Origin of the sequence: Oryzisolibacter propanilivorax (genome assembly GCF_900103645.1) — a bacterium.
GTDB lineage: Bacteria > Pseudomonadota > Gammaproteobacteria > Burkholderiales > Burkholderiaceae_C > Melaminivora > Melaminivora propanilivorax.
On record NZ_FNHP01000018.1, the window covers coordinates 1 to 5,299 of the forward strand.

General features: G+C 59.7%; 3 protein-coding genes and 2 pseudogenes. 1 reads left to right on the forward strand and 4 read right to left on the reverse strand.

Translation table 11 applies throughout. The annotated features are described in order from the left end of the window. Nucleotides 1-78 precede the first annotated feature (78 nt). Nucleotides 79-501 (reverse strand): annotated as a pseudogene (locus BLQ61_RS17060) (aconitase family protein); the annotation flags it as partial. A gap of 141 nt (nucleotides 502-642) precedes the next feature. Here BLQ61_RS17060 and BLQ61_RS17065 point away from each other — a divergent pair. After that, nucleotides 643-2,130, forward strand: a complete 1,488-nt coding sequence (locus tag BLQ61_RS17065) for an amidase (protein ID WP_091572988.1) — start codon at nucleotides 643-645, stop codon at nucleotides 2,128-2,130. A gap of 36 nt (nucleotides 2,131-2,166) precedes the next feature. On the opposite strand, the gene BLQ61_RS17070 is transcribed toward BLQ61_RS17065, so the two are convergent. From BLQ61_RS17070 to BLQ61_RS17080, 3 genes and pseudogenes are all read right to left on the reverse strand, one after another. After that, nucleotides 2,167-3,255, reverse strand: coding sequence for a response regulator transcription factor (locus BLQ61_RS17070; RefSeq protein ID WP_091572990.1), 1,089 nt, complete (start codon nucleotides 3,253-3,255; stop codon nucleotides 2,167-2,169). A gap of 56 nt (nucleotides 3,256-3,311) precedes the next feature. Then, nucleotides 3,312-4,904 carry an IS91-like element ISCR23 family transposase gene (locus BLQ61_RS17075; protein WP_020229221.1) on the reverse strand — a complete coding sequence of 531 codons (1,593 nt, stop codon included), beginning with the start codon at nucleotides 4,902-4,904 and terminating at the stop codon, nucleotides 3,312-3,314. A 104-nt stretch (nucleotides 4,905-5,008) separates the two neighbouring features. Next, nucleotides 5,009-5,203: pseudogene (locus BLQ61_RS17080) on the reverse strand (hypothetical protein); the annotation flags it as partial. Between the last annotated feature and the right edge of the window lie 96 nt (nucleotides 5,204-5,299).

Here is a 5,299-nt window from a genome sequence, read left to right on the forward strand (position 1 = left end):
GAAAGTCAATGAAATCAACGGTCTACCCAGACCACCCCCGCGCCAGTGCTAGCTTTGCGTACCGTCACTTATTGCACTGAAAACGAGGAGACCCCTGCCCAGGCGGTTGGGGAAGTTGCGTGTGCTGGTGGACATGACCGTGGCGCCCTCTTTCACCTGCGCCTGGTTGCCCATGCACAGCGAGCAGCCGGGCATTTCCATGCGGGCACCGGCGGCGCCGAAAACGCCGTAATGGCCTTCCTCGGTGAGCTGCTTCGCATCCATCTTGGTGGGCGGTGCCATCCAGAGCTTGACCGGCATGTCCTTCTTGCCTTCCAGCAACTTGGACGCAGCGCGGAAGTGGCCAATGTTGGTCATGCACGAGCCGATGAACACCTCGTCGATCTTGGCACCCGCCACGTCAGACAGCGTTTTCGCGTCGTCCGGGTCGTTGGGGCAGCAGACGATGGGTTCAGTGACGACTGAAAACAAAACAGGCCGCTCTGCGTCCGTACCGGGTTGCCCGCCGGCGCAAGCCATCATTTCACCCGCCTGTATGGGCAACCCACCCCATTTCCAATGACGCATTCTCCCTTATAGGATGTCTCTGTCCGAGCCAAAGGGGACATTCTAAAGTGGGCACATCAGTGCCGGGAGACAGAAATGGGTAAGTCACATTCGCCAGTTCACTGGAAGTCGGCGGCCGAGATCGTCGAGTTAGTCAAGAGCAAACAAATTTCCCCACGCGAGGTCGTGGAAAGCACGATCGACCTCATCGAGCAACGCGATCCCGGCCTGAATGCGGTCGTGTACAAGGCTTACGATGAAGCGCGCGAAAAAGCGGCTGCGCTTGAGCGGCGCATCATGCAAGGCGAGCCTGTTGGCATGCTGGCGGGGGTTCCGACTCTCATGAAGGACTTGTTCGCGGCCAAGCCGGGCTGGCCGTCCACGCTGGGCGGAATTCGCGCCCTCAAGGACGCCCGCGGCGCTGCCGGCGTCTGGTCCACTTATCCATTGAAGATGTCCGGCGAAGACAGCCTGTTGCTGGGACAGACAAACAGCCCCGTCTATGGCTTTCGCGGAACCACGGACAACACGTTTTTCGGTCCGACGCGCAATCCATTCAACCTCGACTTCAACGCAGGGGGGTCTTCGGGAGGAGCCGCTGCGCTCGTGGCCGATGGCATCGTTCCTGTGGCAGGCGGCACGGATGGCGGCGGCTCGATCCGCATTCCGGCGGCATGGACCAATACCTACGGCTTTCAGCCTTCGATAGGACGCGTTCCGTTCAAAAGCCGCCCCAATGCTTTCCATCCGGGACCGTATCTCTATGAAGGGCCCATCACGCGGACGGTGCGGGATGCGGCATTGGCAATGAATGTACTGCACGGCTTCGACCGCCGCGATCCTGCTTCGCTGCGAGTCAAGCTGGACTTCACCTCAGCGCTTGCACAAGGCGTGCGTGGCAAAAAAATCGGCCTGACGCTGAATTACGGGGTATTTCCCGTCCAGCAAGAGATTCAGGATTTGATCGGCAAGGCTGCCCGGGTTTTTACAGAGCTTGGCGCACACGTCGAATTCGTCGACCTCGGTATCCCCTACAGCCAGAAACAAATGAGCGATGCCTGGTGCCGCATGATCGCGATTCCTACTGTCGCCTCGATGCAGGCGCTGCGCAAGGAAGGCATTGACTTATATGGCGAACATCGGGCAGACATACCCGATGCGCTGATGAAGTGGATAGATGCGGTCGCTGACATAAGCGTCCAGCAGATCAGCGCTGATCAACTATTGAGAACGACCGTTTTCGATTGCATGAACGGCGTATTCGATCGCTTTGACCTATTATTGGCGCCGACCCTGGCATGCATGCCTGTTCGCAATGCGACTGATGGCTGCACCGAGGGACCAAGCCAGATCAACGGTGAAGAAATCGACCCTTTGATCGGCTGGTGCATGACTTACCTGACCAATTTTTCAGGGCATCCCAGTGCCAGTGTCCCGGCTGGCCTGATTGATGGCCTGCCGGCAGGCATGCTCATTATCGGCGATCGCCAGGCGGACCTGGATGTCATTGCCGCAAGCGCCGCTTTCGAGCGAGCCAGCCCGTGGTCCCAATACTATGACATTCCCGCCGGACGGCCCCTGTGAAATTCGCCCGAACGGCGCCGGTGCGTTCATATCCATTCACCGCAAGGTGAGAATACCTTTCTGGTAGCAAAAAACCGCAGCCGAAGATCTGTTGTGCAAGCCGAGCTTGCGCAACAGGTTTTCGATATGGTGCGATACGGTACGTTCGGAAATATTCAACCCCCGGGCAATTTCCTTGCTTTGGAATCCGCCCGCCAGCCAGCCGGCGATATCGAGTTCTCGTGGCGTGATCGACAGGGGTATGGCCGCAGGGCGCGCGTACAACACAAGCTCGCGCTGCTTTCTGATCGCTTTCATCAGCCACGTTTTGCCATGGCAGTCTTCCATGTAGAACTGGTCCGGCACGCGGTTTTCGCTGCTGGCCAGCAGTACCTTTTCGATGGTCCTTGTCCCGAGGATTGTCGCAGGCTCCCCGCGTTGACAAAGAATTTGTTGATCAACGATAACGAAAAGAAAATCGTCGTCCGCGGTCTCCTGGCCGGTTGAAATGATATCGAGCCACCAATCGGTGATGCTGGCTAATAACGGGGCCGAGTGGAAAATCAGGCGTTGCGCATCCTTGCTGATCGAGTCGGCTGTTTTAGTGTTGATATGGAGCACACCTGTATATTGCCGTTGCGCCGTGAACAGACGCTGGGTGGCGCCGTCATGGTAGCCGTGTGCAATGAAATATTTTTTTGCGCTATGGGCACCATGGTAGCGATGGGGATGTGAATTCCAGTCGAGATAGCTCAAGTTGCTTGATCTCATGAAGAGCATGTCTTCATCGTGGTCAATGAAGGCGCTATTCAAAAACTCCAGCACATTGTCGTCGTACCCGGTGCTGCAGATGGACTCATGCTTGCGCGCGATCGGGTTAAACCGGGAAAAGGAAATGGATGCGTCCTGGAAATAGGATCCCAGCAGGTCCATCATTGACGCCCTCGCTGCCTGAAAGCCATTACGGATGGCCGGATTATTCATCGTGGCACCCCAGAAACGCAAAAGCCCGCACGTAGGGCGGATAGGAAATCCAACCACAGGAGGACGATTATGGCCCAGGTTTTGGGCATCACAGGCCTTCAGGCTGAGCCTGCCTGAGCGCTTGATCAGCGCCAGTAGCCCGAGATTTTTCGGTTTGCACATTTTTTGGCAGTGACAGACGCAGCCCTGCCGCGCGGCCAAACCGCTGCTGCCTTCCCTTACCAACTGACGCGCTGATCGACCTCAAAGTCCGGCGCCGGTTGGGCCGCCTCGCCCCAATCTGGCTCAACCTCGACACCATCGCCCATCGGCACATCGCACCCATCCCACAGCGGCGGCCCGCGTGCTGGCGCGATGCGAGGCGGCTCTGTCTCCACCCCGATGTGCTCCAGGATGTGCCGGAGGTCGGCACTGTAGGTGATGAAAGCGATGATGCGCATCTGGCCACCGCAGAGCGGGCACAACAGCGGCAACACCTCGTAGATGCGGGCGATCAGCACCGCCCACAGAATGTGAGCTGAGCGTTTGGGCAGAGCTGGCTGGGTGGGCTCGGGCTGGCTGGGACCACCGACCGTGGCCACTCCCATGGCATCCACCGCTGCGGTCACACCGCCTGGCTCGGGCTGTGCCGTGCCCGTGCCCGCGCCTGCGGTTTGGCCTGCGCCCAGTGCAACCGCCGCAGCCCGCAGGGGTGAATTGGGCGCCAGCACGCCGTAGTACCGGTGGCGGTGCGCACGCGGTGGCGGCACCAGCGCGGCAAGGCGGTCGATGAGTTCGAGCGGCGTGAGGTGCAGTTCGTCGGCCCGAACACCTCGCTTTGCCTTGCGTTGGTCGCGCCGGTCACTGCCAGGCTCGCTGTGCTGCTTGGCGCAGCGGTAAATGAGCTCACTGCCCGCTTTGCGCAGCCTATCCAGCGCAAACGGGGGCCGTGCGCAGTAGCGCAGCAGGCGCTCCAGGCCCGCTCGGTCTTGTGCTGCTATGCACACGCTGGTGTCTACCGAAAACCCACTGTGTTTGTACCCCAGCATCTCCTGGGCCTCGAAGCCTTCGAGCAGGCCCCGGCCCACAAAGGCGCGCAGGATGCGCCGACGCAAACTGGCCTGGGCTTGGGTCACCGCTTCGGGGTCGATGCCGATAGCCGGGTGAAACATGACGCTGATCGCTGTGGTGCGGGTGCCCTGCTCACTCGCCTCCCCTGCCACCGCCTCAAACATGCCATCGACCACGCACACATGGAAATGCACATGCTCGTTCAGGCTGGAGCCAAAGCGGTGAATGAAGGCGACTGCACCGATGTGCAGGGCGGCCTTGTTCGCATGCGCTGCGCATGGGCTGTTGGCTTGCAGGGTTTGCTCAATGACGCGCAAGAAGATGCGCAACACCATGCCCAGCACCACGCTGTCGCGTTGCATAAAGTAGCGCAGCCGCTTGGGAACCGACAGCACCCACTGGCGCACTGGCAGGCGGGGGAAGACGTGGTCGGTGAGGTGTGCCGCTGTCTCGGCCATGCGCCGCGTGGTGCACGAGGGGCAGACGCCCCGGCCTTTGCAGGAAAAGGCCACCAGAAAGTCGTGTCCGCAGTCGTCGCAGCGGGCACGGGCAAAGCCGTGGGCAAAGATGCCGCATTCCAGGTACTTGGCAAACGCTTGGCGCACATAGGGCTTGGGGCTGCGGTGGTCGCCCTGGCCGTCGAACTGGCCGGCGCTGGCCAGATCAAGCCAGGTCTCGTAATGCTCGGCCACCGTTTGGTAGAGCAGCGTGCGCTCGGGGTGGCGCGGGTTGTAGAGCTTGGGCTTGGAGGTGGCTGGCATAAATACTGTGTAAATACACAGCATTCTGCAGACTTCTCCTCAGCCAGGCTACGCAGCAAAACGGCCCCGAAGGGCCGTTTGTTGTTTCAGGGAGCCATCGCCGCTCAGGCAGTCGCTTCCTTGGCGTTCTCCACATATTCTTCGATCTGGTCGAAGTTCAGGTACTGGTAGATCTTGTCGCTGCTCTGGTTAATGACGCCCACGTCGGCCAGATATTCTTCCTTGCTGGGAATACGGCCCAGCTTGGAGCAGATGGCCGAGAGTTCGGCTGAGCCCAGGTACACATTGGTGTTCTTGCCCGGGGTCTCCTCGTTTTCAGTGCAATAAGTGACGGTACGAAAAGCTAGCACTGGCGCGGAGGTGGTGTTGGTAGATCGTTGATTTCATTGACTTTC

Coding starts and splice junctions, on each gene's coding strand:
- BLQ61_RS17065 (WP_091572988.1), top strand. CDS start 643: ATGGGTAAGTCACATTCGCCAGTTCACTGGAAGTCGGCGGCCGAGATC.
- BLQ61_RS17070 (WP_091572990.1), bottom strand. CDS start 3,255: ATGTGCAAACCGAAAAATCTCGGGCTACTGGCGCTGATCAAGCGCTCA.
- BLQ61_RS17075 (WP_020229221.1), bottom strand. CDS start 4,904: ATGCCAGCCACCTCCAAGCCCAAGCTCTACAACCCGCGCCACCCCGAG.